Source organism: Exiguobacterium sp. SH4S7, from assembly GCF_004336795.1.
In the GTDB taxonomy this organism is placed as follows: Bacteria; Bacillota; Bacilli; order Exiguobacteriales; family Exiguobacteriaceae; genus Exiguobacterium; species Exiguobacterium aurantiacum_A.
The window spans coordinates 693,105-718,008 of sequence record NZ_SJUT01000001.1 but is presented as its reverse complement, the minus strand read 5'-3'; the positions used below and the strand labels follow the sequence as shown (position 1 = coordinate 718,008).

The window sequence follows — 24,904 nt, the reverse complement described above, 5'->3', positions numbered from 1 at the left end:
TGCTTTGTCGATCAATGGGCCCATTCATCTTCTAGTAACCCGTAGACGACATGGTCGACGTACCGGTCGTACAGCCATTCGGCGTCTCGAAGCACGCCTTCTTGTTTGAAGCCGAGCCGTTCCGGCAGCGCCCGGCTCTTCACGTTCCCGGTCGCGACACGGATCTCAATCTTATGTAAGCGGAGTTCCTTAAATCCGTACTCGATGATCGTTTCAAGTGCTTGGCTCATGATGCCATGCCCTTGAAAGTCTTGGCCGAGCCAATAGCCGACCGTCCCGCACTTGATGCCACGATCAAGATCGTTGAAGCCGATCGTCCCGGCTAGCTCGCCTTGATACAGAATCGCGAACGATTTTGGATAGCCACCCGTCTCGATCAATCCTTTGATTCGTCCTTCGATGTTCTGCCGCGAATCCTCAACCGTCTCCGTGTAATCGAGCCACCCGAGCCACTCGCGAAGATATGGCTTCGATGCCATCGTCAGTTCGAACAACGCCTCCGCGTCGTCGACGGTGAACATCCGTAGCTGTAATTTTTCATCGATATTATAAGCCAACATGTTACCGTCCCCCCATCCATCTCCCATTTATTGTGTTCACTGATGATTTATTGTAAGCTATCTGTAAATAATTTGAAAGCGGTGAAAATATGTAATCTGGCTTCATCCATCCCATCCAAAATTGAATAGTCCTGGGGGAGATTTGTGATGAAGTCATTTTACACGCTCTTGGTCAGTCAATGGCTGGCCAACATCGGTGACGTGCTCTATATCGTCGCCTTGATCGCCTTATTGTATCAACAGAGCGGTTCCGCCCTCGCAGCGGCTAGTTTCCCGATTGCCGTCACGATCGGCATGACCGTGAGCGGTCTGTTCTTTGCCCGCGTCCTATCTCGGTTCACGCTCGGTCAGACGCTACTCGTCACGCAATTACTGAAAACAATCCTACTTCTTGCGGTGATTCAGACGGAATCGGTCTACGTCCTCGGTCTTGTCGTACTAATCGCTTTCTTAGACGGGTTCGCCCGTCCGGTCCAGGCGTCGTTCATTCCCCGGCTGACGACAAATCGCCAACAAGCAAACAGTCTCGTCCAAGGGTCGAACCAGTTCATCCAGCTGGCGATGTGGCCGCTTGGGACGATTCTTGTCGCTTCGTTTTCAAGCGAGGTGGCTCTAACCGTCGCTTTGATTTTGTTCACGCTGTCAACGCTCGTCACGTTTCAATTCGTCCATTCGCTCGACCACGATGTGACGGAAACAGAGCTTGAATCGGACATTTCCCTAAAGGACAGCCTCGCCTTCGTGCGAACAGCACCTTATGCTCGACTGATCACGGTGTTCGTCACGTTCGAATCGTTCGTCAGCACACTTTGGATTTCAGCGCTCCTACTCGTCTATTTGGAGCGCCATCTCCACATCGATACGAGCTGGTGGGGAACGATGAACGCGAGCTTCTTGGTCAGTATGATCATAGCGAGCGCTTACCTGTACCGTGCAAAGCGCAACAGTTCGCTCGCCATCAGCTCCGTCTTGTCTGTAGGGGCCGCCCTGTTGTTCGGGCTGACGTCTCACATCGTGTTCGCACTCATCGCGCTCGCGATTCAAGGATACGCCACCCAGCTCCTCATCATCCAGACGAACACAGCGCTCCAAGAGACGACACCGGCCGCACAACTCCCGTACGTCTACAGCGTCCAACAGACGACCTACACGTTCGCCTTCAGCATCGGCAGCCTGACGTTCGGTATGCTCGCGGACGGATTGCCGATTGCGGTCGTCTACTTGATTGGCGCAGGTTTGACCATCCCACTCGTCTGGCTCGGCCGACAAATCGACCAGATGGACGACTTGGTCCAATCCGTGTAATAGTAAGGCGCCTTCTCAGTAGGAGATGGCGCCTATTTGTATTTTCGAATGTTCTACATATCGCTTACGACTTCTCGTAGTAATGCTCCCCGCCAAAATAGATGGTCGGGCTGCCGCGACGGATACAATTCAACCCAATCGCCGTCTCGACAGTCGGGTCCGATATAGTGATGATTTCGAGGACCGTATCCAATCCGCAAATCCGATAGTGACAAAATGTAGCAACATCCGATTTGATGCACTCCCACAATTGGAAATGCGTTTCTTGTAGCTGCTCGAGATAGCCTGATCTTGAATAGCGAACGATTTGATGCCCTTCACATTTGTCGTGAGGCGTCATCACCACCCCATCGGCATACGATTCATCGATGATTTCCATATAGATGACGTCTTTGAAGCAAAGCTTCACGTTCACCATCTCGCTTTGCGGATGAATCCCATTCGCCTCGAGCCGCTCACGGAAGGAGGCGTTCCGTTTCCTAGGGTGGTCGAAGAGCTGTAGATTGAACGTCAAAGTTTTGGGTCCGATGTCATAATTGAAAGCAAACACGTGCATCATCCCGTCATACAGAAACAAATCTTCAAATCTCATTTGAAACCACCTCACCAGGATGTTCATACTGAAACACACCGTACCCATACCCTTGCGTCAAATCGCCTCCGATGAACAATGAGACGGTTCCTGTCTCGGTTGGGATTAGGAATCGAACACCTTCCCACTCTTCATAGTGATCCAGAATTGACACAAGTTGATGGATAGCTTGTTCCGATTGTTGAGAGACATCACAGCTCACCTTATACGTTTTCGGCCACACCCATTTTCTACTAGATTCAACTGTATAATTGCTTCCCGTCCGCTTCGCCCATGACTCAATATCTGATAATAATTTATTTTTGTATAAGACGACTTGGAATGAGATAACACCGAATGTGGTTAATAAGTTCGCAATGAATGCCGCAGGGGCCTTCACTTTCGGTAAACCGAACTGTCTCCAATGGCTATCCGGTGACAAACCATAAGCATCCTCCATTTTCAAAGAATATGTATCCGGATCATGAAACGTTTGCCCGTGCGCGATTAAAAAATCGACAATCGATACGTTAGGGTGGTTTTGCTCGAGTATACCCCCTTCTTCCGTATGTAGCTCGCGAGCGTACGGATCATACAAAAAAACTAGTTTTTCATTTGAATAGATGCCGAACGGTAACGTCAAATCGATCCATCGAAGCTGAATCAATTGTGGCTTCGTCACATGTAAGTTCAGCTCTGAAAAGTCTGTCACCCGGTAAGACGCATGCGGCAGACAACCTGACCAAATCGTTTTGAGTTGAAACAAATCAATTTTCTGGAACGTCTTTGCGTGTAGTTGCTGAACATTTATGTTATCGAAGTTCATCGTGCGTTCTCCTTTCGCTCAATGAATTATAAATGATGACGAAAAATATCTTATACTAAGAGAAACTGCTGAAATGGAGTGAGAAACATGCCCAACCTCTCAAACGAAGAAACAATCGACTTGTTAAACACGCTCAAATCGCGCTTTCAAACCCACATGGAGCGGCATCCCGATGTCGTCTGGTCAGACGTGTTGACGAAGCTTGAGACGAATCCGGACCAGCTCCTTACACTCTCTGAAATGGAACGGACCGGCGGCGAACCTGACGTGATTCGACTTCCGAACGGTGACCTCGCCTTTTGCGACTGCTCACCGGAAACTCCGAGCGGACGACGGAGCCTCTGCTACGATGAGCAGGCGTTAGCCGCACGGAAGAAGAACAAACCAGAGGGGAGCGCCGTCGCGTTGGCCGAAGAGATGGGGATTGAACTATTGGATGAGGTCACGTATCGTCATCTGCAAACACTCGGCGCGTTCGACTTGAAGACATCGAGCTGGATTGCCACCCCGGGAGCGATTCGTCAAAAGGGCGGCGCCTTGTTCTGTGACCGCCGCTATGACCACATCTTCGTCTACCACAATGGTGCGGATTCCTATTACGCGGCCCGCGGGTTCCGAGGGATGTTCATTGTTTGAGCAAGGCCAAGTGCCTTGCTCTTTTTATGTGAATAGCCACTTGAAGACGAGCGGAATGTATTTGACGAAAAAGAGACTCACGAAGAAGAGCGACGGTGCTTTCAACAACCAGATGTACCAGGCATTCTCTTTACGCATCATAATCAACACGATGCCATTAATCAAAGCGTTCTGTGTAACATGAGGTTCGTGCATCCATTTACTTACTAACGTCCCCCATCCTGGAAAGGAATCCAGACCAAACGTTGCCGAAAAATCCGGCGACGTATCGTACTTAATTCGGACGTACCATGCCATCGCATAAACCGAAACGAAAACCGAGGCCCAAATCGTCATCCCTAAAAACAAGAAAAAGTCTTTCCATGACTCCACGTCGATAGAGAACACGACGACCAAAATCCCGATCCCAATCACAACGTTAATAATGAACAGCGGTGAAATCGTCAGAATAGAGAATTCTTCCGCTGTCATAAACGACCCTAAAACTAAACTTGAATGTTGGTCCATCAACGCATCCTCATCGCTTTCACGTGCGGTAACAATGCGTCATACAGTTCGACGTATAGTCCCATCCCCAAGCCGATGCCGATAAGTAACAAGATTGCCCCCAAATGTTTTGTCGTCATAAATATAAGGACAACGTGAATCACAATCGTAGCGATGATGCCATCCACGCTCCCTGAACTATCCGTGATCGCTTTTCCCGGTTTAATCAATAGATAAATGCCCGCTGTCGAAAAAAGTACACTCATACAGGCGATTCCGATAACATCAATCCATAATGACATTCTTTGAACTTTTTAATTCTAAATTCGGTATTTGAAATAAAATTAAATTCTAAATTATTCTTTTTCAAATTTTAGAGTCTGCACCCTCGAATGTCTACCAAAATTTTCAAGACGAACCAGTATAACTTGTTCAAATAGGTCATCTCTTACTCCACGGTTGATTAAGTTGACACGATATATTCATAGATTGAAGAGGATAGTATAGACGTTTTTGACACATAAAAAACTGCAGACAAATCGTCTGCAGTCCAATCTTACGCGTGAAGCGTGACGTTCAACTCTTCGGCGACCGCCTTGAAAGCGGCGAGCGCGCGTTCGAGGTCGTCACGGGTATGTTCCGCCGTCACGATCGTCCGGATACGGGCCTTGCCTTTCTCGACCGTCGGGAAGGCGATGCTCTGTGCGAACACGCCGTGGTCTTTCAGCTTGTCCGAGAACGTGTGCGCGAGCGTCTCCTCACCGAGCATGACCGGCGTGATCGGCGTCGTCGCGTGGCCGATGTCGAAGCCGAGGTCACGGAGACCCGATTTGAAGAACTCGGTGTTCGCCCATAGCTTGTCGAACAGTTCCTCTTCTTCTTTCATGACCCGGATCGCCTCACGGTTCGCCGCGACGACCGCTGGCGGGTGTGACGTCGAGAACAAGAACGGACGCCCTTTTTGGATCAAGAAGTCACGGACGTCGTTCGAACAGGCGACGTAGCCGCCGAGGACCCCGATCGCTTTCGACAACGTCCCGACTTGGAGGGCGACGCGGCCGTCGAGACCGAAGTGGTTGACCGTCCCGCGTCCATTCTGACCGAGGACGCCCGACGCGTGCGCGTCGTCGACCATGACCGCAGCATCATACTTCTCGGCGAGCTCGACGATCTCCGGGAGCGGTGCGATGTTGCCGTCCATCGAGAAGACGCCGTCCGTTACGACGAGCCGCGTCCGGTAGTCTTGCGTCTCTTTCAAGGCCGCCTCTAAGTCTTCAAGGTCGGTATGCTTGTAGATGCGACGGGCCGCTTTCGTCAGACGGATTCCGTCGATGATCGAGGCGTGGTTGAGCGCGTCACTGATGACGACGTCTTCCGGTCCGAGCAGCGCTGATAAGACGCCGAGGTTCGTCGCGAATCCCGATTGGAACACGAGTGCCGCTTCCGTATGCTTGAACTCGGCGAGCTCGCGCTCGAACGCTTCATGCATCTCGAACGTTCCGGCGATCGTCCGGACCGATCCCGTCCCGGCCCCGAACGCTTCGACCGCTTCAATCGCGGCTTGTTTTAAGCGTGGGTGGTTGGCGAGTCCGAGGTAGTTGTTCGACGATAATTGGACGAGCGACTTACCGTTGATCATGACTTCGTTCCCTTGCGCCGATTCGAGCGGCACGAGCGAGCGGAACGTGCCCGCTTGCTTCATTTCATTGACTGCTTCTGTAATATGTTCAAATGCCATATCGATTCCCCCTGTTTATGGTAGTAAGACGACTTTCCCGCATTTCCCGGCCCGCATGAGCTCGAAACCTTGCTCGAACTCCTCGAGCTTGAAGACGTGGGTGATGATCGGTTCGACGTTCAATTGGCCGGACGCGAGCATTGTCGACACTTGGCCCCACGTCTCGTACATTTTACGACCGGTTATGCCTTGGACCCGGATTCCTTTGAAGACGACGTCACGCGTCAAATCGAGCGCGACCGGTCGTGCCGGAAGTGATAACACGTTGACGTCACCGCCCGCCGTCACCATCTTGAACGCCTGGTCGATCGCGACCGGATGCCCGCTCATCTCACAGACGACGTCGATCCCGTCCCCGTCCGTCTCAGCCATGATCAGGTCGAGCGGATTTTGGTCCATGCTGTTGATGACGACGTCCGCTCCCATCTGTTCTGCGAGCTTCAACCGGTACGGATTGATGTCAATCGCATACACGCGGCTCGCACCGGCCGCCTTGGCGACGCCGACGGCCATGAGACCGATCGGGCCGCAGCCGACGATGGCGACAGATTGTGCCGTTACGTCACTTGCGAGCACTGTATGGACCGCGTTCCCGAGCGGTTCTTGAATCGACGCTAGCTTCGACGGCATCGTCTCCGGGTTGACCCATAAGTTCTCTTCCGGCATGACGACATACTCGGCGAAACAGCCTTGTGTGTCGACCCCGATGATTTTCGTATTTTTACAGATATGATACTGGCCACGCAAACATTGTTTACACTGATGGCAGACGATGTGCGTCTCAGCCGACACGGTCTGACCGACTTTGATGCGCTTCGCGCCTTCCCCGAGCGCCACGACTTCCCCTGAAAACTCATGCCCGAACACGTAAGGCGGTTTGACCCGGCTCTTTGCCCAGTCGTCCCATTCATAAATATGGACGTCGGTCCCGCAAATCGATGTCGCTTTCACTTTGATCAATACTTCACCGGCACCCGGTGTCGGAATCGGCACCTCGACCAGCTTTGCCCCAAATCCGGCCGTGTGTTTTTGAATCGCTTTCATAACAGGTGTCGTTGCTTCCTTCTCTGTCGTTGACACGAGCTGTTCCATCGAAAACGTCCCCCTCTTGTCTGTTTGTCGAACTTCACGTTCTCTTTCATCTTGTCATAAAATGACGAAACTGAGAAGATAGAACCTCATTTTTCAACAAAAAAGAGAAGCCATCCGCTCCGATGGCTTCTCTTCACAAGAATAGGACCTATGTCCCGACCGCACAAGCTCATCTAGGTTCGATGATGAGCTTGATGGCAGTTCGTTCTTCCCCGTCAATTAGAATATCCGTGAACGCTGGAATACAGATCAAATCAAGACCGCTCGGCGCGACGAAACCGCGGGCGATGGCGACAGCTTTGATGGATTGATTGAGCGCACCGGCGCCGATCGCTTGAATCTCACACGTTCCTTTTTCACGAAGAACGCCAGCTAATGCACCCGCAACGGAGTTGGGATTCGATTTTGCTGAAACTCTGAGTACGTCCATTCTTGTTTCCCCCTCGGGTAGGTTGTTCAATCAAACCAGACGGTCTGATCATCTAGGTGTATGCGTTCGATCTTGGTCGCTCGTTTCGACTGGTCGTCGATCGTGATTAAAACTCCATTAAGTTGTTCCCGTCCCTCGGCAACTTCAAACCGGACCGGGAGTTGTGTCACAAACTTTTTCAACACGACAGACGCGTCCATGCCGAGGACACCGTCGAGCGGACCGGTCATCCCGACATCAGTGATATACGCCGTCCCGTTTTTGAGCACACGCTCATCAGCGGTTTGGACATGGGTGTGCGTCCCGACGACGGCTTGGACACGGCCGTCTAGGTGATACCCCATCGCGATCTTCTCACTCGTCGCCTCGGCGTGCATGTCGACGAAGATGGCATCGACGTCGTCCCGCACCTCATCGACGAGGGCGTCGACTTTGCGGAACGGACAATCGAGCGACGGCAAGAACACCGTCCCCATGACGTTGATGACGGCAAGCTTCTTCCCGTTCTGCTTGAGCACCATCATGCCGACACCGGGCGTGCCGTCCGGATAGTTGGCCGGACGGACGATACGCTCGGCGTCGTCGATCCAATCAAAGATTTCACGGTTGTCCCATGTATGGTTCCCCATCGTCACGCCATGGAATCCAAGTTCGAGAAATTGTTGGTATATTTTTTTTGTGATACCGCGTCCGTTGGCTGCGTTCTCACCGTTGACGAGCATGAACGTCGGACTATATTTGCTTTTCAAGCGCCCGATTTGTGCTGCCAAGATGTCACGACCCGGTTTCCCGACGACGTCACCGATAAATAAAATCTTCATAAATATTTCCTCCTTCAAAACAGAAAAAGCGGAGAATGTCTCCGCTTTTTACTTCGCATAATCGACGGCACGCGTTTCACGAATGACCGTCACTTTAATTTGTCCTGGATAATCCAGTTCATCTTCGATCCGTTTGCAAATATCGCGGGCCATCTTGTTCGCCACGACGTCGTCGACGACGTCTGGGCGGACGATGATGCGGACTTCGCGTCCTGCTTGGATCGCATATGATTTCTCGACACCTTCGAACGACTCACAAATTGACTCGAGGCGTTCTAAGCGGCGAATGTAACTCTCGAGCGTCTCTTGACGAGCGCCCGGCCGTGCCGCAGACAGCGCGTCTGCCGCTGCGACGAGAACAGCGATCGTCGATGTCGCTTCGACGTCTCCATGGTGCGAGGCGATCGAGTTGATGACGACCGGATGTTCTTTATACTTCGTGGCCAGCTCAACGCCAATTTCGACGTGGCTGCCCTCGACTTCATGGTCGATCGCTTTCCCGATATCGTGGAGGAGTCCCGCTCGCTTGGCGAGCGTCACGTCTTCCCCGAGCTCGGCGGCCATCATGCCGGCGAGGTGGGCCACTTCGACCGAATGGGCGAGTACGTTTTGACCGTAACTCGTCCGGTAACGCATGCGCCCGAGTGTTTTGATAAGGTCAGGATGTACCCCGTGGATACCAGCCTCGAACGTCGCTTCCTCACCGTATTCACGGATGCGCTCATCGACTTCGCGGCGTGACTTCTCGACCATCTCTTCGATCCGGGCCGGATGGATCCGTCCGTCTTGCACGAGTTTTTCTAGCGTCATCTTGGCGATCTCACGACGGACCGGGTCAAATCCGGACAAGATGACCGCTTCAGGCGTGTCATCGATGATGAGATCGATCCCAGTGAGCGTCTCGAGCGTGCGGATGTTACGTCCTTCACGACCGATGATGCGCCCTTTCATCTCGTCACTCGGCAAGTTGACGACGGATACCGTCGTCTCAGCGACATGTTCAGCCGCATAACGTTGCATCGTGAGAGACAACAAGTGTTTCGCTTTTTTATCAGCTTCAAGTTTTGCTTTTTGCTCGATGTCTTTTTGAAGGAGAGCAGCATCGTGAAGCGCTTCCTGCTTCGCTTCGTCCATGATGATGGTTCGTGCTTCTTCTTTCGACAAGGCCGCCACGCGTACAAGTTCTTGACGGGCTTCCTCGTATAATTCCTCCACTTTGCTTTCGAGCGTCTCTGCTTCACGTTTCCGTTTCGCAATGCCCGCCTCGCGTTCATCCAAAGCATCTTCTTTCCGTTCGAGCATGTCTGCTTTCCGGTCAAGAAGCTCTTCTTTTTGAACGAAGCGATTCTCTTTCACTTTCTGCTCTTCGCGACGTTCACGTAACTCTTGTTCCGTCTCATTGCGAAGTTGAATCATCTCTTCTTTTACTTCAAGCCGTGCCTCTTTTTGCATCGCTTCCGATTGTTGTTTCGCTTGCTCCACAATCTTGGTCGCTTCCGTCTCAGCACCTTGAATCTTCGCTTCGGCGATCGATTTACGCACAAAAAAACCTGCAACAAAAGCTATCGGCAAAAGGAGGATCAGAATAAGCCAATTTAGCCATTCCATCATGTTCACCTCCCTTTCGCAAGGTTATTTTATTTTTTTAAGATTGAATGACACGGGGGGACCCGCGCATAGCTTTATTGTACTTATTTACTTGTTAGAATGCAATGCAAGGACAGGATAGAACTCCCAATTCCTTAAAAAATATTGTGATATACAAAAACCCCGCTCGGACGCATCCGGCGGGTCGCTTGCTTAATCTTCTTCGATGAGTGAGAGCACTTCATCACTGTCGGCTTCGACCGTGACCGTCTTCTCACCGTTGAGACCGTAGTGATCGCGAATTTGTTGTTCGATCGCTGCGGCGATTTGTGGATTTTCTTTCATGAACTGCTTCGCATTTTCACGACCTTGTCCAACGCGTTCTTCGTTGTACGAATACCAAGCACCGCTTTTTTGAACGATATCAAGATCGGCACCGATATCGATGAGTTCACCTTCACGTGAGATCCCTAGACCGTACATGATGTCGACTTCAGCTGTTTTAAATGGTGGGGCGACCTTGTTCTTGACGACTTTGATCTTCGTCCGGTTACCGACCATTTCTTGGCCTTGCTTCAACGTCTCTGCACGACGGACTTCTAAACGAACCGACGAATAGAATTTCAAGGCACGTCCACCTGGAGTTGTTTCCGGGTTCCCGAACATGACACCGATTTTTTCACGAATCTGGTTGATGAAGATGACGATCGTCTTCGATTTGTTCGTCGCACCCGACAACTTACGGAGCGCTTGGCTCATGAGACGGGCTTGAAGTCCCATATGTGAGTCACCCATCTCACCTTCGATTTCGGCTTTTGGCACGAGTGCCGCTACCGAGTCGACGACGAGGATGTCGACGGCACCAGAACGAACGAGCGCTTCTGCGATTTCGAGCGCTTGCTCCCCTGTGTCCGGCTGTGACAAGAGCAGTTCATCGATGTTGACACCGAGGTTGTGCGCGTACTTCGGATCGAGCGCGTGCTCCGCATCGACGAACGCTGCTTGGCCACCGCGTTTTTGGACTTCAGCGATCGCATGGAGCGCCACTGTCGTCTTACCTGAAGATTCTGGTCCGTACACTTCGATGACACGACCACGTGGATAGCCGCCTGCGCCGAGCGCGATGTCGAGGGCGATCGATCCTGACGGAGTGACGGATACTTGTTGATCTGTATTTTCACCGAGGCGCATGATTGAGCCTTTACCGAATTGTTTCTCAATTTGGCGTAATGCCATTTCTAACGCTTGTTTACGATCACTCATAGATTAATGAGCCTCCTTTGATTTGTATCTTCATTATAAACGAACCCAACCTTTTACACAAGGTTTTTACGAACGTTTATTCGCCTTTTTTCATTCGTTGCCACAATGCCCATAACCCATCCTTGGCCGCGCGCGCCTGGATGACGTTCCGCTGTTGGTGTGGATAGACGCGTTCGATCACTTCCATACCTGACGGCGTCTTCACCCCGATGAACACGGTGCCGACCGGTCGACCCGAATTTGAGACGGGTCCGGCCTCACCGGTGAAGGACAATCCGTAATCCGAATTCGTCTGATCAGCGAGCCCTTGGATCATTTCTAAAGCAACTTGTTTTGAGACGACCGACTGTGACTCAATTGTAGCAAGGGATACCCCTAAAAACCTATTTTTTAGCTTGTCCGAGTATGTGACGACGCCTCCTAGAAAGACTTCTGACGCCCCTGGGACCGCCGTCAGCATCGCTTGGACTTGTCCCCCGGTCAACGATTCGGCGATCGATAGCGTCGCGTGGCGCCGTCTTAGCTCGCGAATCAAATGCGCAGCCAGCGTATCCTCGTCTGAACCGAAATAATAGGCGCCGACACGGGACAGAATGTCTCGTTTGACGCGGTCGATCATCTGCCGGGCCGCGTCCTCGGTCTCCGCTTTCGCGCTGACACGCAGTCGCGCTTCCCCTGATTCCGCGTACGGGGCGACTGTCGGGTTCACCCCGTCCATTAGATCGGATACCGCCTCGTCAAGCGCCGACTCACCGATCTCATAAAAACGTAGTGATTCAGAAACGATCGTCGCACCCGAAAACTTGCTCGGAAACGTCGCTTCGACAATCGCTGTCATCTCGCGTGGCACCCCGGGCAAGAGCAGCCACGTCGTCTCGTCCTCGACCCACATGCCGGGAGCGAGACCGGCCGGATTGTGGAGCACTTCAGCTCCTGATAAAACATCTGCTTGTCTGGCGTCCCCGTCGTTCATGGCTCGTCCCCGCGAGGCGACAAAGCGTCGGATCGTGTCTAAAGACGCTTCGTCCCGAACGAGCGGACGGCCGAGCAAGTCAGCGAGCACTTGTTTCGTGATGTCGTCATTCGTCGGACCAAGTCCCCCGGTGACGATCACGAGTTCGCTCCGCCGCTTCGCTTGCTCGAACGTTTCTCTCAGGCGATCGAAGTTATCCCCGACCACTACATGATACAGCACGGACAGCCCATATTTCGACAACTGCTCTGATAAGTAACGGGCGTTCGTGTTCGAGATTTCCCCTAAGAGTAGTTCAGAACCTACCGCAATGATTTCGGTCCGTTTCATCGAAGTTCCTCCTTTGATTCAAAAAAAAGACGAGTTGCTCCCACAACTCGCCTGTCGTCGATTTACATCGATTTTACAATGATCTTATAGTTTTGTGCGAAATACTCGGCCCCAGAATAAATCGTCAAGACGAGTGCGAGCCACATCGCCCACTCCCCGAACGGGATGCCGATATAGTTGAAAATCGGGTTGCCGAACAATAAGAAGATGATGGCAAAGAGCTGGACCCATGTCTTCGCTTTACCCGACTTACCGGCCGCCACGACAATTCCTTCATCAGCCGCGACGAGACGAAGCCCCGTCACCGCGAACTCACGTGACAAGATGACGACGACGACCCATGCCGCGACGAGGTCCATCTCGACGAGCAAGACGAGCGCCGCCGTGACGAGTAACTTGTCAGCGAGCGGATCCATGAACTTGCCGAAGTTCGTGACCAAGTTGTGCTTACGGGCCAAGTGCCCGTCAAGCCAATCCGTAATCGCTGCGATCGTAAACACGACCGCGGCGATGAATTGATGGAGCGGTACTTCCGCCCCGAGGAAAGCGATGTCTCCCCAGTTAAAATCTACAGCGAGCAAGACGACGAATACGGGGATGAGCAAAACCCGCAACATCGTCAGGCGGTTAGGTAGGTTCATCGAGAACTCCTCCTCTAGAAGACGTCGACTTATTCAGCGTCGACTCTCTTCACAAATATATTTTGTGTGACCGGAGAATCAGCAAGCTCAAGCTCACGGCCGTTGACGACAATCTTCTCGACGCCACCGATCAAACCGATCCGAATCCGAAGCGTATCTGTTTCGGCACCTTCGATGACGATCGGGTTTTGTTTCGATTGGTTCGGATATTCCGGTGCAAGGAACGCTCCTTCAAGCGATGTATCGCGAACGCCGACATAAGTCGCCGGTGATTCTTTGACGTGAATCTCGGTCGTCAGCTTGTCAGCTGTTGCGATCTCATACGTGAGGTCGGCCCCGTTCGTTTCCGTCACCGCGATCGGTCCGGTTTCTTCTGGCGGCTCTTCCTCGGCCGGTGTTTCTTCGACCGGCGCTTCTTCCGTCGGCTCTTCTTCAGGAACGTCTTCATTTTGATTGATCGTCACGCCTGAAGCCGGTGGTTCAGCCGGTGTCGCGTCCTGTCCGCCTCCAAAATCGAGATTTCTAACGACGTAGTAGACCGCTGTCACAAGCAAGAAGGCGACAAGCACGAGCATGATTTTCGGCACCCATCTCGAGACGCGGCTCGACGTCTCGGAAGCTTTTGAATAAGTTTGCTTACGTGATAATTGAGCGGTCGGTTGCGGTTCGATTTTCGGTAAATCTTTTGCATATGTCTCGTAAAGCTCATCGACATCAAGACCGAGCGATTCCGCATACGTTTTGATGAACGCCCGTGCATAAAACGAACCAGGGAGATTTTTATAATCACCTTCCTCGATCGCGATGATATAGCGTTTTTGAATCTTCGTCGTCTGCTGAATTTGGTCAAGCGTCAGACCGCTCGCCTCACGCCTTTGTTTCAAAAAAGTCCCTAGTTCTGTCAAAGGGGTCCACACCTTCCATTCAATTAATTATTCAAACCATTCTGCTTCACGATTCGTTTCTTGCGGAATGATGATGATTTCATCTTGGTTGTTTCGCAGTTCGATAATATAGTCAAAGTCCTCAAACACGCAATCGGTATTGCGGACGTAAAGATCGGGATGCTCGATCACTTTGACGGCAGGCAGACGCATGACTTCCCGGATCAACTGACGATGACGTTCGTCCATCGTCCGCGTCGAAACGGCGCCGTCGATTATGTAGACGTGATCGCCTTCTCGTTCTTCTTCAAACAGTGACGTCCGGACCGTCTGTTTCATGAGCGTCGACGAGAGAAACAGCCAACGCTTGTTTGCGCAGACGCTCGCCGCGACGATCGACTCTGTCTTGCCGACGCGCGGGTTGCCCCGGACACCGATCAACAGATGTCGTTCTTCTTTCATCAGTTCAGCGACAAAATCGACGAGTACTCCCAAATCTCCACGCACGAAGCGAAACGTCTTTTTGTCGTCGTTGTCGTGTTCGATATAGCGGCCGTGACGGATCGCAATCCGGTCCCTCAGTTTCGGGCGGCGGAGTTTGATGACGACGATTGCTTCCATCTTCCGCAAAATATGCTCGAGCCGATGGACGTGATCGGCGGCCGGTGCCTTGAGCAACATCCCACGACGTTGCAGATCGACCCCGTTGATGGTCACGATCGAGATTTGGAGCATCCCCATCAGCGAGGCGATATCGCCGAGGATACCGGGGCGATTTTGGCAAAGTTCATATTCGAGATACCATTCTTCGAACTTATGATCCATCTCGTCCACCCTTTCCGAATGTAGGCTCGCTACCTTGTTCATTCTAAATTATTTTAGAAGAATTGAAAAGAACTCGTTTCAACCGAGGCGACAAAGTTTTCACTGCCAACCGCCATCGACCCGTAACACCGTGCCGGTCACGTAGGACGCGGACGGTGAACAGAGGAAACGGATCGTCTCGGCAACTTCTGTGACATGACCGAGACGGCCGAGCGGAATCTCATCTCTAACGTCTTGTTTCGTCTCTTCTACCGTATCATTCATCGGCGTCTCAATCCACCCCGGCGTGATGGCATTGATGCGAACATTGAACGGGCCGGACTCGCGCGCGAACGCTTTGACGAAGCCGAGCTGTGCCGCTTTGACGGTCGAGTACATCACTTCTCCGGCCGCTCCGACTTCCCCCCAGACGCTCGAGACGATGACGATGTCGAGCGGGCGATCGTAAGCTTTTTGCCCGACGACGTGTTGAACGAGTCGAACCATCGCGCGCACATGAACGCGATAGAGACGATCGAGTTCAGTGATGTCCGCGTCGACGAGCAGCCCGTAGGCGTGGTTACCGGCGACGTGAATAATCCGATCGACCGCGCCGACCGTAGCGAGCCAGGCGTCTAGCTCCTGGTCGTCGCCGAGGTCGCACGTGACGACTTGTCCTGACAAACCCTCTGTCTTCACGAACGCTTCGAGCGCTTCCGTGTTCGCGTACGCATGTAAGATGAGCTCATCATCGCGAAAGGAAAGGGCGACGGCACGACCGATCGCCCCACTCGCCCCGGTGATGAGTGTCGTCATGGTTTTTTGACGACACAGACGGTCCGTTGATCCGGTTTGAACAATCGGTCATACGTGTCGTATAGGTCTTCAAGCGTGACCGCGTCTAGCAGCTCAGGCAAATCGAACATGTTCCCGCCCGTTAGCGCGTAGCGTGAAAATTGGTTGGCGATGAACTCGGGTGAGTTGAGCGCCTTCAAAAACTGCCCTTTCATCATCCGCTTCTTACGGTCGAGTGTCTCATTTCCAATGTCGAGCGGACGCTCGAGCACCTCGGTGATGCGGGCGACGAACGCATCGACATGCGGTGTCTCCATCGACAGCACGGCGAAGGCGAACGATTCTTCCGACGTATAGTCGAACGAGAAGGCATCATCGATCAACCCTTCGGCGTAAAGCTCTGCATAGAGCGGCGCCGTCGTGTCAAACAAGGCGTGCATGAGCAGTTCGACGGCCAGTTCTTGTTTCATCCCGTCTTCCCCGGCGCGTGGCGTGTCCTTGTAGCCGATCATGACTTTCGGGACTGATACGTCCATCTCGATGACACGCGTGGCTAAGCGGACCGTTCTCGGCTCTTGCACGTGTTCGCGTTCAGTGAGTACAGGCGGTTCGAACGTTTTCGCGGCCTGATTCGAACGGATCTGTTCGAGCACGATGTCAGGGTCGATGTTGCCGACGACGAACAGCGTCATGTTACTCGGGTGATAGAACGCTTGATGACACGCATAAAGGTCAGCGGCCGTGATCGCGCTGATCGACTCGATTGTTCCGGCGATATCGATCTTGACCGGATGCGCTTCATACATCGCCTCGATCAAACCGAAATAAAGACGCCATCCTGCGTTGTCTTGATACATTTGAATCTCCTGGCCGATGATGCCTTTCTCTTTCTCGACCGAAGCCTCCGTAAAGTACGGGTCTTGGACGAAATCAATCAACGTCTTTAAGTTCGCCTCGACGTTTGACGTGGCACCGAACAAATAAGCGGTCCGGGTGAATGATGTGAAAGCGTTCGCCGACGCCCCGAGCTGTCCGAACTTCTGGAACACATCGCCATCCTCTTTTTCGAACATTTTATGTTCAAGGAAATGGGCGATGCCGTCGGGTACTTCGATCCAGTCGTCCGTTTTGAAGCGGCGGTCGATCGAACCGTATTTTGTCGTGAATGTGGCGTACGTCTTTTCATATCCAGCTTTCTTCAGCAAGTAGACCGTCAGCCCGTTATCGAGAACGACGTGATGAATCGTCTCACCGACGTTTGGAAAATCTAGTTTCATGCTGTCCCCCCCTTTAAACAATAAATCGCCTTCAGTTTGATTTGACTCGAGAGCGCGGCCACGTCTTCTCGCGTGGTCCGGGCAAGGATGGCCATCTCTTCTTCGAGTGAGAACGGACGGATGTCCGAGCCACTCATCCAGGCGATCAGTTGACGCGGACTGTCACCGAGTTGGCGCCGTTGATGGAACAACATCTCTTTCGTCTGCTCAAGCGTCATGTCATCGAACTCTCCTGCTTGCAGGTCGGCAAGTTGGTCGGCAATGATTTGTTCTGTTTTTACTTGGTTCAAGGCATCGATCCCGGCATAGACGAACAACATCCGGCTAAGCGAACTGTATTGCGACGCCGCATAGTACGCCAAGCTCTCCTTTTCACGGACGTTCATGAACAGTTTCGAGTGTGGGAACCCACCGAACAAGCCGTTGACGACTTGCATCTTGATCGCGTCCTCGCTGCGCGGGTCAACGTTGGCCTCATAGGCGAGGTGAAGTTTACTCTGCTTCACGTCCTGCTGTTCCTCAAGTCGTTGAAACTCTCGGTCGACCGGTTCAGGATACTCTCGGACGAGCGGCGAGCCGAGCGTTTCGAGTGGCAAAAACGCCTCGGTCACTTGGTCGCGCGTGACGTCCCCGACGACGTAGACGTCGATGCGGTCGTGCTTGATCATGGACGTGTACGCCTCATAGAGCGATCGCGGCGTCACCTGGTCAAGTTGTTCGAGTGTCCCGAGCGACGGGATCGCGAGTTCTCCACCGAGCAGTTCTTGCAATCGCTGCTGGGCGAAGCGCATTTTATCATCGTATACCGACTCGATACGTTGACGCTGTAGACGGGATTCTTGTTCGACGATGAGCGGTTGGAACGCGCCGTCGTAAACGTTCGGGCGGAGCAACACTTCTTCTAGTAGCTTGATCGCCTGAGACAGGACCGGTTCCCCGACGAGCCGGTCGTTCACGACTTCTAGTTGGAACTGGATGACATGCTCTTTCCCGACTTTTGACGCACCGGCGAATAGGCTGGCATCATATAATTGTTCGAGCGGTGTATGAAACAGTTCAATCGACGGATACGCCGCCGTCGCTTTTTCCATGACGTACGGCAGTAGCGCCCGGTCGGCAATCGTCTCTGCAGACAACGGCGCCGCGAACGAGACGAGGCACGTCGTCGTTTTAAATTTATCGGTCGGATAGACCGAGTAGTGGAGCTGGTTACGGAATTGTTCGATCCCTTTCATGAATCATCTACTCCTTTTTCGTTTTCGGTTGGAACACGGACGCACCGCGCGCATACTCTTGATCGGGTACGCCCGCCACCACGTTGGCATAACGGGCGGCCGTGAACAAGTAATCGCTTAAGCGGTTATAGTAAGACAATTGACGAACGGCCGCATCGATGTTGACGAGCTCGCGTTCGACGCGGCGACAGACCGTCCGGGCGACGTGCAGACTCGCCGAGGCCACGCTGCCCCCCGGCAGAATGAAGCGGACGAGTTCTGGACACTTCGTCTCTAGTTCATCGATCCACGTCTCGAGCTCGGTGACGATCGCTAAGTCGACTTGCTGCGGCGGATCTTGTTTGTACATCAGTTCTGAACCGAGGTCGAACAGATCGTGCTGGATTTTCGTCAGTTGATCCCGTAACGTCGCGTCCGTCTGGTGCGCGAGCGCGAGACCGATGTGACTGTTCAATTCATCTAACAACCCCATCGCCTCGATTTGCGGGTGTACTTTCAAGACGCGTCCGCCGATCAATGACGTTTCACCCTTGTCGCCTCCACGTGTATATCGCTTCATGTCATTTCCTCCTCTATGCCACAAATGGTGACCCATAGGAGTCACCATTGTCGTTATGATTGCGGTTGGTCGTAAGGGAGCCGAATCGTGAACGTCGTCCCTTCACCGTACACGCTCGTGACGTCGACCGTGCCATGATGGGCGTCGATGACGTTCTTGACGATGGCGAGTCCGATGCCTGTTCCGGTCTTCCCGCCGCTCGTCCGGGCCTTGTCCGCTTTATAGAACCGCTCGAACACAAACGGCAAGTCCTCTTTCGGGATTCCGCTGCCGGTATCGGTCAAACAGATCAAGAAGCCGTCCGCTTCTTCGGTCGCCTCGAGCCGAATCGCTCCGCTCTCGGTGTGGGCGATGGCGTTGCCGATCAAGTTCGTGAACACTTGTTCTAACCGGTCCCCATCCGCTTCAATCATCCGCTTCGGAGCCACGGTCGACAACGTGATCCCTTTCTCGTTCGCCATCTGGTTAAACTTGCGCATCACCCGAGGTAAGAATTCGCCGAAATCGAACGCCGCGAACTGCATCGTCTCTTTCCCTGATTCGATTCTCGCCAAATCGAGTAAATCGTTGACGAGCCGGGCAAGCCGTAACGACTCGTCGTAAATGATCGAAGCGAATTCTTTCGTCGCCTCGTCACTCTCGGTCATGCCGTCGATGATCGCCTCGGAATAGCCTTGGAGCGTCACGAGCGGTGTTCGCAGCTCGTGGCTGATGTTGGCGACGAAGTCGGTCCGCATCTTGTCGAGGCGGTGACTTTCGGTCGTATCACGGATGACGACGACCGCTCCCTCGAAATCTTCCTCCCCGAGGAGCGGTGTGACCGTCAACGTGTAGTAGTGATCGTCTTGCTTCACTTCAATCGTCTTCTCAGGCGCACCGCCGACGACGTCTTCGTAGAGCGCGAGCACGACTTCGTGCGGTTGATCGTCGTGCAATAACGGCTGTGCCTGCGGGTTCGTCACGATCACGTTCGCATGGCGATCGAGCGTGATGACACCGTCTGCCATCGAACGTAGAATCGAAGCGAGCTGCAGCCGTTCGCGGTCGAGCGCGTTCACGTATGTCGACAGCTGGCTGCTCATCGCATTGAATGAGCCGGCAAGTTCACCGATTTCGTCATTCGTCTTCTGGACGAGCCGCAGATCGAACTGTCCTTCACCCGTCTTATTGACGGCATCCCTCATCTCACGCAGCGGGGCCGTGATCCGGGTCGATAAGAAGAAAGCGAACACGGTCGTGACGATGATCGCCGAGGCGACCGTCCAAAAGATGATTGTCCGCGCCCCTTCATTCGCGCTTGAGATCGCATTGAGCGGCTCAATCAAATAGAGTGTATACTCGCCCGTCTCAAGAGAGAATGTCGTCCGATATGCCAAGGCAGCCTGGTCATCGAACGACGAGAAGTTCCCGATCGCCGTCTCCCCTACAGCTTGATAAGGACCCCATGACTGACGTCCGAGTTCGGTCATCAAGCCATCGACTTCCGTGCCGAAGTTCGAACGGACCGACCCGTTCTCTAAAATATAGTTCGCTCCGTACACTTCGATGATTTGGTCGACCGTCCGTGACGAATCGCCTTCCTCTAGCAAGACTGACTGGACTTGCCCACCGAGTTTCGCTAAATGCCCACGTTCCTGATCAATATGGAACGAGTTGAAGAACTCGAGCATTAGGACGGATACGATGAACAAAATCAGGCTGACCAACACGAGGATCGTCAGCCACAGCTTCGTGACAATACTATTGCGGCGGATCATCACTCACTGACGACTTCAAACTTGTATCCGACACCCCATACCGTCGTGATCATTTGGGCCGCGGATGGAGAGACACGGTTCAATTTCTCACGAAGCCGTTTCACGTGCGTGTCGACCGTTCGAAGGTCTCCGAAAAATTCATAGTTCCATACTTCTTTTAACAGTTGCTCCCGCGAGAACACTTTATCGACTTGTTTGGCCAGGAAGAATAATAGCTCATACTCTTTCGGCGTGAGGGCGATTTCTTCTCCGTCGACCGTGACGCGGTGTGCGTCATTGTCGATCGTCAAATGCGGGAACACGATCAAGTCTTTCGACTTTTCGGCCGTTTGCAAAAACTTTGTCGAACCTGAGCGACGGAGTAGCGCTTTGACGCGTAAGACGACTTCACGAGGACTGAACGGTTTGACGATGTAGTCGTCCGCGCCGACCTCGAACCCTTGAACCCGGTCGATCTCCTCACCTTTCGCCGTCAGCATGATGACAGGTGTCGCTTTCGTTTTACGGAGTTCGGTACACACCTCGACCCCGTCCATCTTCGGCATCATCAAGTCGAGCAAGATGACGTCAAAGTCGCCTTCAAGTGCGAGTTGAAGCGCTTCTTCACCATTCGTCGCTTCTTCGATCACGTATTGCTCCCGTTCTAGATACATTTTTAACAGTCGGCGAATTCTTTCTTCGTCGTCGACTACTAGAATTTTTGTTTTATCAGCCATCAACTAAACCTCCCAGAGAACCATTACAAGATGTAGCGAATGTTGCACAATTGTGAACATTTCGCTCTCTTTCATAACTATACCACTCTATTATTTCGCTTAACAACGGTGAGTTGTATGCCCTTACGAAAAAGAAGCCACCGAAGTGACTTCTTTTTCATCAAGCGTATGAATGTAATCCGGCGATGACGAGGTTGACGAACACTAAGTTGAACATGATGACGGCGAATCCGCCGACACAGAGCCATGCTGCTTTCGTCCCCGTCCAGCCCCGCTGGATGCGCATATGCAAGTAATAAATATAGATGAGCATCGTGATGAGCGCCCATACTTCTTTCGGGTCCCAGCCCCAGAAACGGTTCCAGGCAATCTGCGCCCAAATCATGGCGAAGATGAGCCCCCCAAGGATGAAGACCGGCAACCCGATCGCGATCGAACGGTAGCTGATCTCGTCCGCGAGGTCAAGATCGACTTTCTTCGCGAGCGGTTGCAACGCTTCCGCAATACGTTTGCGTAAGACGACGAACCGGAGCACGAGGTAAATGACGGCGCCAGCGATAACCGACCAGAGCAACGTGTTCAACTTCAACGTATTGATGAACGTCGGCAATTCGAGCGATAGTCCACTCGCACCTGATAACAGTTGTGCGCCTTCCGGTACGAACAAGATCGGCATGAAGTATTCGTACGACTCTTGCGTACCGCGGTCATTCGTAAATTCGACGACTCCGCCGGCACCGATTGCTTTAAACAGCATCGATACGAGGATGAAGCCGAGCGTGCACATGAGGACGAACATCGTCACTTCTAGCCATGTGCGCGATTTCGATTGTTCGCGCATCGACGTCTCGTTCAGCAAGAAGATCAAGCCCGAGGCGAAACTGATGGCGAGAATCCCTTGACCGAGCGCGGCCGTCGTGACGTGAATTTTCAACCAGACACTGTTCAGTGCCGGAATGAGCGGTGCCACTTCGCTTGAGAACATCGATGCGAACGCGATGACAAGAAGCGCCACCGGCATGGCGAACAAGCCGAGCACATCGTTTTTATAGATCCCGTAGACGACGAGAAAACCGAGCACCATCATCATTCCGAAGAATGTCGTATACTCGTAAAGGTTAGAGACCGGCGCGTAGCCGACCCCGATCCAACGCATGATAAAATATCCCATTTGGGCGACAAAGCCGATGACGGCTAGCGTGAACGCATACTTACCGTAAGCGATCCGGTTGACGTTTCGGTCTTTGCGCATGCCGCTGACCGCGATTGTGAACAACACGGTCGCCACGGCGTAAAGAATGAACGCGATCAAGAGCAGGCGGCTGCTCCACTGAATCCACTCCATTATGATTCCCCTCTTTCTTTAGTTGAGTCGATGTCTGCCTTTTTTTCGAACCGAGCCTGGTCTTCCCAAATCGGCAGCCCATTTTTTTCTAGGAGCGGTGTGATCTCGCGGTGAAGCGACGACGGGTTCTTGTTCGTGAATCCAGCCACGAGCACGTCCGTCTCGTTATGACGTCGGATCCAGACCCGGCGGTGCGGCCAATACATCCCCATGACGATCCCGATCATGAAGATCGTCCCACCGACAATTAAAATCGGATACGTCGAGTCGCTCTTGACCCGAAGTCCGCTCGTACTCGCCATTTCCGTTCCTGCGAACTGGATCGCGTAACGATTGTCTTCATCGGCAACGTTCAATCGAATCCCGATCAAGTTCGATTCGGTCGTCCCATCCGGGTTCTCGACCGCTAAGAAGAAAGCAGGGTTCAACGCCCGTGGTGATTTCGTATCCGGCTGTCCGTTTCGAACTTCAAAGTCCGGATACAAGTCGTTGAGCGTCACCGTGACCTCGCCGAGATCGTATGTCGTCTCAGGGTCCGTCAAGTCAACCGTGAACGGTCCGTATATGTCACCTGTCTGTTTGTCACCGACGTTAAACGACATCGACAAAAACTCCGGTCGGCTTGAATACTGTTCCTGATACACTTCGTACTTATCAAATTTGAACGGATGGTTCACTTTCGTCGAACCGGTTTCGACTTCCTCGAGTTGCGGCGATCCGTCCTCGTTCGTTCCGGTCTTCTTGAACAGTGTCAGTTCCGTCTCATAGTTTTTCGGGACAGCACCGGCTTTTTCAATCGCTTCGGCGAACTTGGCGTCCTCCGCATTATTTTCTGGATCATACATCTCGAGGATGAACTGATCGTTACGAATGTAATACGTGTCATCGGTCGCCTCGAGCGCGACCGTGTCCCCTTCTCTCACCCATTCGAGCGTATCGGTGTGAAATGCCGGGAAGACGCGGAGCATCGCCCCCATAAAGAAGATGACAAGCCCGATGTGGTTGATGTATGGACCCCAACGACCAAACCGATACTTCTCGGCGAGTAGCGCATCGCCGTCGCGTTTTACATGATAACGCTTAGACTTTAATGCCTCACCGAGCGCGTCGATCTGTTCGTCCGTCCCTTTACCTTCACCGATCAGGCGTTGCCCGCGCATGAAGCGGTCGGTGCGTCGGACCGGTTGATATTTCAACGCTTTATACAACGGAAAGAATCGATCGATCGAGACGACGATCAGTGACAACGTCAGCATCACGATCAACGTGATGTACCACCACGACGTATATAAGTTATGGAATCCTAACGTGTAATAAATCGTTCCTGGCGTGCCATATTCTTCGGTATAGTATTGACTAGCCGGCAATTGTTGCGGAATATACATCTCTTGCGGAAATGTCGTCCCGACCGCAGAGCCGACGATAATGAGTCCAATCAACCAAAGACCGACTTTGACCGATGCAAAGAAACTCCAGACACGGTCAATCCAAGATCTCGGACGACGCTTCGACCGTAAATCGGCGCCGTCGTATTTCATATCTAGCATGTGTGCGCCCCCCGTTCGCTTACAATGACTTCTCGGCTAACTCTAACAGTTTCTCTTTCGTGAGTTCGCCTTCATACTTTTCAATGACTTTTCCGTCGGCATCGATGACGAACGTCACCGGTAAGTTATAAATGCCGTACGCCTTCTCGACTTCGCTACGTGTATCCATCAAGATCGGATAGTCGAGTTCGACGCCGAGATCATTGATAAAGTTGTCGACCCGCAGCGGCGTCTCACCGACGTTCACGGCCCAAAAATCCACGCCCATATTTTGAAGCGTGGCATAGTTGTCTTGTACGACCGGCATCTCTTTCTCGCACGGTTCACAGAACGTACCCCAGAAATTTAACAGCATCCCTTTCCCATCATACGTTTCGCGCTCGACCATCGTCGCACCGTCAAGACTGACGAGTTTAAAGTTCGGCGCGTCGTCTCCGGCCTCGACCCGGCCATCGTTCCCGGCCTGCTCGATCAATTGCATGATGACGACCGCACCGGCAAACAGCACCATCGTCATAATCATGAGGCGCCAAAATGACCGCTTTTTCTTATGGGCCATCGCTTGATTCATCCGATCGCCTTGTTTCGTCTCTTTCGTCATGATTTCACACCATCCTTCAGTTGCTATTGTACTGAAAAAACAACGATAACGCACATTAACAGACTTTTTTCATCTTTTTGTCACAGAATCTCCACAAAAGAAAAAATCATCCTGTGTAAGGACGA

At 52.6% G+C, this 24,904-nt stretch carries 26 protein-coding genes; 2 read left to right on the top strand and 24 right to left on the bottom strand.

Going from position 1 to position 24,904, the window contains the following annotated elements; translation table 11 throughout:
• Window positions 1-11: 11 nt before the first annotated feature.
• Window positions 12-560 carry a GNAT family N-acetyltransferase gene (locus EVJ29_RS03605; protein WP_131463642.1) on the bottom strand — a complete coding sequence of 183 codons (549 nt, stop codon included), beginning with the start codon at window positions 558-560 and terminating at the stop codon, window positions 12-14.
• Window positions 561-707: 147 nt separating this feature from the next.
• On the opposite strand from EVJ29_RS03605, the gene EVJ29_RS03600 reads away from it, so the two are divergent.
• Window positions 708-1,865, top strand: coding sequence for an MFS transporter (locus EVJ29_RS03600; protein ID WP_131463644.1), 1,158 nt, complete (start codon window positions 708-710; stop codon window positions 1,863-1,865).
• Window positions 1,866-1,929: 64 nt separating this feature from the next.
• On the opposite strand, the gene EVJ29_RS03595 is transcribed toward EVJ29_RS03600, so the two are convergent.
• The gene (locus EVJ29_RS03595) at window positions 1,930-2,457 is read right to left on the bottom strand and encodes a hypothetical protein (RefSeq protein WP_131489689.1); all 528 of its coding nucleotides are present in this window, start codon (window positions 2,455-2,457) and stop codon (window positions 1,930-1,932) included.
• Window positions 2,447-3,202: a hypothetical protein gene (locus EVJ29_RS03590; protein ID WP_131504721.1), complete on the bottom strand. Its 756-nt coding sequence runs from the start codon at window positions 3,200-3,202 to the stop codon at window positions 2,447-2,449. Before EVJ29_RS03590 ends, EVJ29_RS03595 begins: the two co-directional genes overlap by 11 nt.
• Before the next feature lie 147 nt (window positions 3,203-3,349).
• Between EVJ29_RS03590 and EVJ29_RS03585 the strand changes: the two genes are divergently transcribed.
• A complete protein-coding gene (locus EVJ29_RS03585) occupies window positions 3,350-3,898 on the top strand; it encodes a DUF4256 domain-containing protein (RefSeq protein ID WP_131489687.1) in 549 nt (182 codons plus the stop codon).
• A 24-nt stretch (window positions 3,899-3,922) separates the two neighbouring features.
• Here EVJ29_RS03585 and EVJ29_RS03580 read toward each other — a convergent pair whose 3' ends face one another.
• The 21 genes from EVJ29_RS03580 to EVJ29_RS03480 form a co-directional block, all read right to left on the bottom strand.
• Window positions 3,923-4,405, bottom strand: a complete 483-nt coding sequence (locus EVJ29_RS03580; RefSeq protein WP_131489686.1) for a hypothetical protein — start codon at window positions 4,403-4,405, stop codon at window positions 3,923-3,925.
• Window positions 4,405-4,650, bottom strand: a complete 246-nt coding sequence (locus EVJ29_RS03575; protein ID WP_131463654.1) for a hypothetical protein — start codon at window positions 4,648-4,650, stop codon at window positions 4,405-4,407. Before EVJ29_RS03575 ends, EVJ29_RS03580 begins: the two co-directional genes overlap by 1 nt.
• Window positions 4,651-4,940: 290 nt before the next feature.
• Complete coding sequence (locus tag EVJ29_RS03570; RefSeq protein ID WP_070327133.1) at window positions 4,941-6,122, bottom strand: glycine C-acetyltransferase; 1,182 nt, start codon at window positions 6,120-6,122, stop codon at window positions 4,941-4,943.
• Between the two features lie 15 nt (window positions 6,123-6,137).
• A complete protein-coding gene (gene tdh / locus EVJ29_RS03565) occupies window positions 6,138-7,214 on the bottom strand; it encodes an L-threonine 3-dehydrogenase (protein ID WP_070327132.1) in 1,077 nt (358 codons plus the stop codon).
• A 169-nt stretch (window positions 7,215-7,383) separates the two neighbouring features.
• Complete coding sequence (locus tag EVJ29_RS03560) at window positions 7,384-7,644, bottom strand: stage V sporulation protein S (protein WP_016509762.1); 261 nt, start codon at window positions 7,642-7,644, stop codon at window positions 7,384-7,386.
• 26 nt (window positions 7,645-7,670) lie between these two features.
• On the bottom strand, window positions 7,671-8,465 hold the full coding sequence (locus tag EVJ29_RS03555; protein ID WP_035386387.1) for a TIGR00282 family metallophosphoesterase: 795 nt from the start codon (window positions 8,463-8,465) through the stop codon (window positions 7,671-7,673).
• Between the two features lie 48 nt (window positions 8,466-8,513).
• Window positions 8,514-10,076 carry a ribonuclease Y gene (gene rny / locus EVJ29_RS03550; RefSeq protein WP_370246299.1) on the bottom strand — a complete coding sequence of 521 codons (1,563 nt, stop codon included), beginning with the start codon at window positions 10,074-10,076 and terminating at the stop codon, window positions 8,514-8,516.
• Window positions 10,077-10,265: 189 nt separating this feature from the next.
• On the bottom strand, window positions 10,266-11,315 hold the full coding sequence (gene recA, locus EVJ29_RS03545; protein ID WP_070327130.1) for a recombinase RecA: 1,050 nt from the start codon (window positions 11,313-11,315) through the stop codon (window positions 10,266-10,268).
• A gap of 76 nt (window positions 11,316-11,391) precedes the next feature.
• On the bottom strand, window positions 11,392-12,618 hold the full coding sequence (locus EVJ29_RS03540) for a competence/damage-inducible protein A (protein WP_131489685.1): 1,227 nt from the start codon (window positions 12,616-12,618) through the stop codon (window positions 11,392-11,394).
• A gap of 62 nt (window positions 12,619-12,680) precedes the next feature.
• On the bottom strand, window positions 12,681-13,259 hold the full coding sequence (pgsA, locus tag EVJ29_RS03535) for a CDP-diacylglycerol--glycerol-3-phosphate 3-phosphatidyltransferase (protein WP_035386389.1): 579 nt from the start codon (window positions 13,257-13,259) through the stop codon (window positions 12,681-12,683).
• A gap of 29 nt (window positions 13,260-13,288) precedes the next feature.
• Window positions 13,289-14,143, bottom strand: coding sequence for a helix-turn-helix domain-containing protein (locus tag EVJ29_RS03530; RefSeq protein WP_233589550.1), 855 nt, complete (start codon window positions 14,141-14,143; stop codon window positions 13,289-13,291).
• 48 nt (window positions 14,144-14,191) lie between these two features.
• Entirely contained in the window at window positions 14,192-14,968 is a 777-nt protein-coding gene (locus tag EVJ29_RS03525; RefSeq protein ID WP_071397654.1) for a YmfK family protein, read from the bottom strand.
• 99 nt (window positions 14,969-15,067) lie between these two features.
• Window positions 15,068-15,763: an elongation factor P 5-aminopentanone reductase gene (gene ymfI, locus EVJ29_RS03520; RefSeq protein WP_131504720.1), complete on the bottom strand. Its 696-nt coding sequence runs from the start codon at window positions 15,761-15,763 to the stop codon at window positions 15,068-15,070.
• Complete coding sequence (yfmH, locus tag EVJ29_RS03515; protein ID WP_131463660.1) at window positions 15,760-17,019, bottom strand: EF-P 5-aminopentanol modification-associated protein YfmH; 1,260 nt, start codon at window positions 17,017-17,019, stop codon at window positions 15,760-15,762. The genes ymfI and yfmH overlap by 4 nt, the downstream gene beginning before the upstream one ends.
• A complete protein-coding gene (yfmF, locus tag EVJ29_RS03510) occupies window positions 17,016-18,254 on the bottom strand; it encodes an EF-P 5-aminopentanol modification-associated protein YfmF (RefSeq protein ID WP_071397657.1) in 1,239 nt (412 codons plus the stop codon). The genes yfmH and yfmF overlap by 4 nt, the downstream gene beginning before the upstream one ends.
• Window positions 18,255-18,261: 7 nt before the next feature.
• Window positions 18,262-18,813 (bottom strand): cob(I)yrinic acid a,c-diamide adenosyltransferase, encoded by a 552-nt coding sequence (locus EVJ29_RS03505; RefSeq protein WP_131439764.1) that lies wholly within the window; start codon window positions 18,811-18,813, stop codon window positions 18,262-18,264.
• A gap of 53 nt (window positions 18,814-18,866) precedes the next feature.
• Window positions 18,867-20,570, bottom strand: a complete 1,704-nt coding sequence (locus tag EVJ29_RS03500; RefSeq protein WP_071397658.1) for a HAMP domain-containing sensor histidine kinase — start codon at window positions 20,568-20,570, stop codon at window positions 18,867-18,869.
• Window positions 20,570-21,286: a response regulator transcription factor gene (locus EVJ29_RS03495; RefSeq protein ID WP_070327120.1), complete on the bottom strand. Its 717-nt coding sequence runs from the start codon at window positions 21,284-21,286 to the stop codon at window positions 20,570-20,572. Before EVJ29_RS03495 ends, EVJ29_RS03500 begins: the two co-directional genes overlap by 1 nt.
• A gap of 160 nt (window positions 21,287-21,446) precedes the next feature.
• On the bottom strand, window positions 21,447-22,631 hold the full coding sequence (gene ccsB / locus EVJ29_RS03490; RefSeq protein ID WP_071397659.1) for a c-type cytochrome biogenesis protein CcsB: 1,185 nt from the start codon (window positions 22,629-22,631) through the stop codon (window positions 21,447-21,449).
• Window positions 22,631-24,178 (bottom strand): cytochrome c biogenesis protein ResB, encoded by a 1,548-nt coding sequence (gene resB, locus EVJ29_RS03485; protein WP_236633376.1) that lies wholly within the window; start codon window positions 24,176-24,178, stop codon window positions 22,631-22,633. The genes ccsB and resB overlap by 1 nt, the downstream gene beginning before the upstream one ends.
• Window positions 24,179-24,197: 19 nt before the next feature.
• Window positions 24,198-24,779 (bottom strand): redoxin domain-containing protein, encoded by a 582-nt coding sequence (locus EVJ29_RS03480; protein WP_071397661.1) that lies wholly within the window; start codon window positions 24,777-24,779, stop codon window positions 24,198-24,200.
• Window positions 24,780-24,904: the final 125 nt, after the last annotated feature.

Coding starts and splice junctions, on each gene's coding strand:
- EVJ29_RS03605 (WP_131463642.1), bottom strand. CDS start 560: ATGTTGGCTTATAATATCGATGAAAAATTACAGCTACGGATGTTCACC.
- EVJ29_RS03600 (WP_131463644.1), top strand. CDS start 708: ATGAAGTCATTTTACACGCTCTTGGTCAGTCAATGGCTGGCCAACATC.
- EVJ29_RS03595 (WP_131489689.1), bottom strand. CDS start 2,457: ATGAGATTTGAAGATTTGTTTCTGTATGACGGGATGATGCACGTGTTT.
- EVJ29_RS03585 (WP_131489687.1), top strand. CDS start 3,350: ATGCCCAACCTCTCAAACGAAGAAACAATCGACTTGTTAAACACGCTC.
- EVJ29_RS03580 (WP_131489686.1), bottom strand. CDS start 4,405: ATGGACCAACATTCAAGTTTAGTTTTAGGGTCGTTTATGACAGCGGAA.
- EVJ29_RS03575 (WP_131463654.1), bottom strand. CDS start 4,650: ATGAGTGTACTTTTTTCGACAGCGGGCATTTATCTATTGATTAAACCG.
- EVJ29_RS03570 (WP_070327133.1), bottom strand. CDS start 6,122: ATGGCATTTGAACATATTACAGAAGCAGTCAATGAAATGAAGCAAGCG.
- tdh (WP_070327132.1), bottom strand. CDS start 7,214: ATGGAACAGCTCGTGTCAACGACAGAGAAGGAAGCAACGACACCTGTT.
- EVJ29_RS03560 (WP_016509762.1), bottom strand. CDS start 7,644: ATGGACGTACTCAGAGTTTCAGCAAAATCGAATCCCAACTCCGTTGCG.
- EVJ29_RS03555 (WP_035386387.1), bottom strand. CDS start 8,465: ATGAAGATTTTATTTATCGGTGACGTCGTCGGGAAACCGGGTCGTGAC.
- rny (WP_370246299.1), bottom strand. CDS start 10,076: ATGATGGAATGGCTAAATTGGCTTATTCTGATCCTCCTTTTGCCGATA.
- recA (WP_070327130.1), bottom strand. CDS start 11,315: ATGAGTGATCGTAAACAAGCGTTAGAAATGGCATTACGCCAAATTGAG.
- EVJ29_RS03540 (WP_131489685.1), bottom strand. CDS start 12,618: ATGAAACGGACCGAAATCATTGCGGTAGGTTCTGAACTACTCTTAGGG.
- pgsA (WP_035386389.1), bottom strand. CDS start 13,259: ATGAACCTACCTAACCGCCTGACGATGTTGCGGGTTTTGCTCATCCCC.
- EVJ29_RS03525 (WP_071397654.1), bottom strand. CDS start 14,968: ATGGATCATAAGTTCGAAGAATGGTATCTCGAATATGAACTTTGCCAA.
- ymfI (WP_131504720.1), bottom strand. CDS start 15,763: ATGACGACACTCATCACCGGGGCGAGTGGGGCGATCGGTCGTGCCGTC.
- yfmH (WP_131463660.1), bottom strand. CDS start 17,019: ATGAAACTAGATTTTCCAAACGTCGGTGAGACGATTCATCACGTCGTT.
- yfmF (WP_071397657.1), bottom strand. CDS start 18,254: ATGAAAGGGATCGAACAATTCCGTAACCAGCTCCACTACTCGGTCTAT.
- EVJ29_RS03505 (WP_131439764.1), bottom strand. CDS start 18,813: ATGAAGCGATATACACGTGGAGGCGACAAGGGTGAAACGTCATTGATC.
- EVJ29_RS03500 (WP_071397658.1), bottom strand. CDS start 20,570: ATGATCCGCCGCAATAGTATTGTCACGAAGCTGTGGCTGACGATCCTC.
- EVJ29_RS03495 (WP_070327120.1), bottom strand. CDS start 21,286: ATGGCTGATAAAACAAAAATTCTAGTAGTCGACGACGAAGAAAGAATT.
- ccsB (WP_071397659.1), bottom strand. CDS start 22,631: ATGGAGTGGATTCAGTGGAGCAGCCGCCTGCTCTTGATCGCGTTCATT.
- resB (WP_236633376.1), bottom strand. CDS start 24,178: ATGCTAGATATGAAATACGACGGCGCCGATTTACGGTCGAAGCGTCGT.
- EVJ29_RS03480 (WP_071397661.1), bottom strand. CDS start 24,779: ATGACGAAAGAGACGAAACAAGGCGATCGGATGAATCAAGCGATGGCC.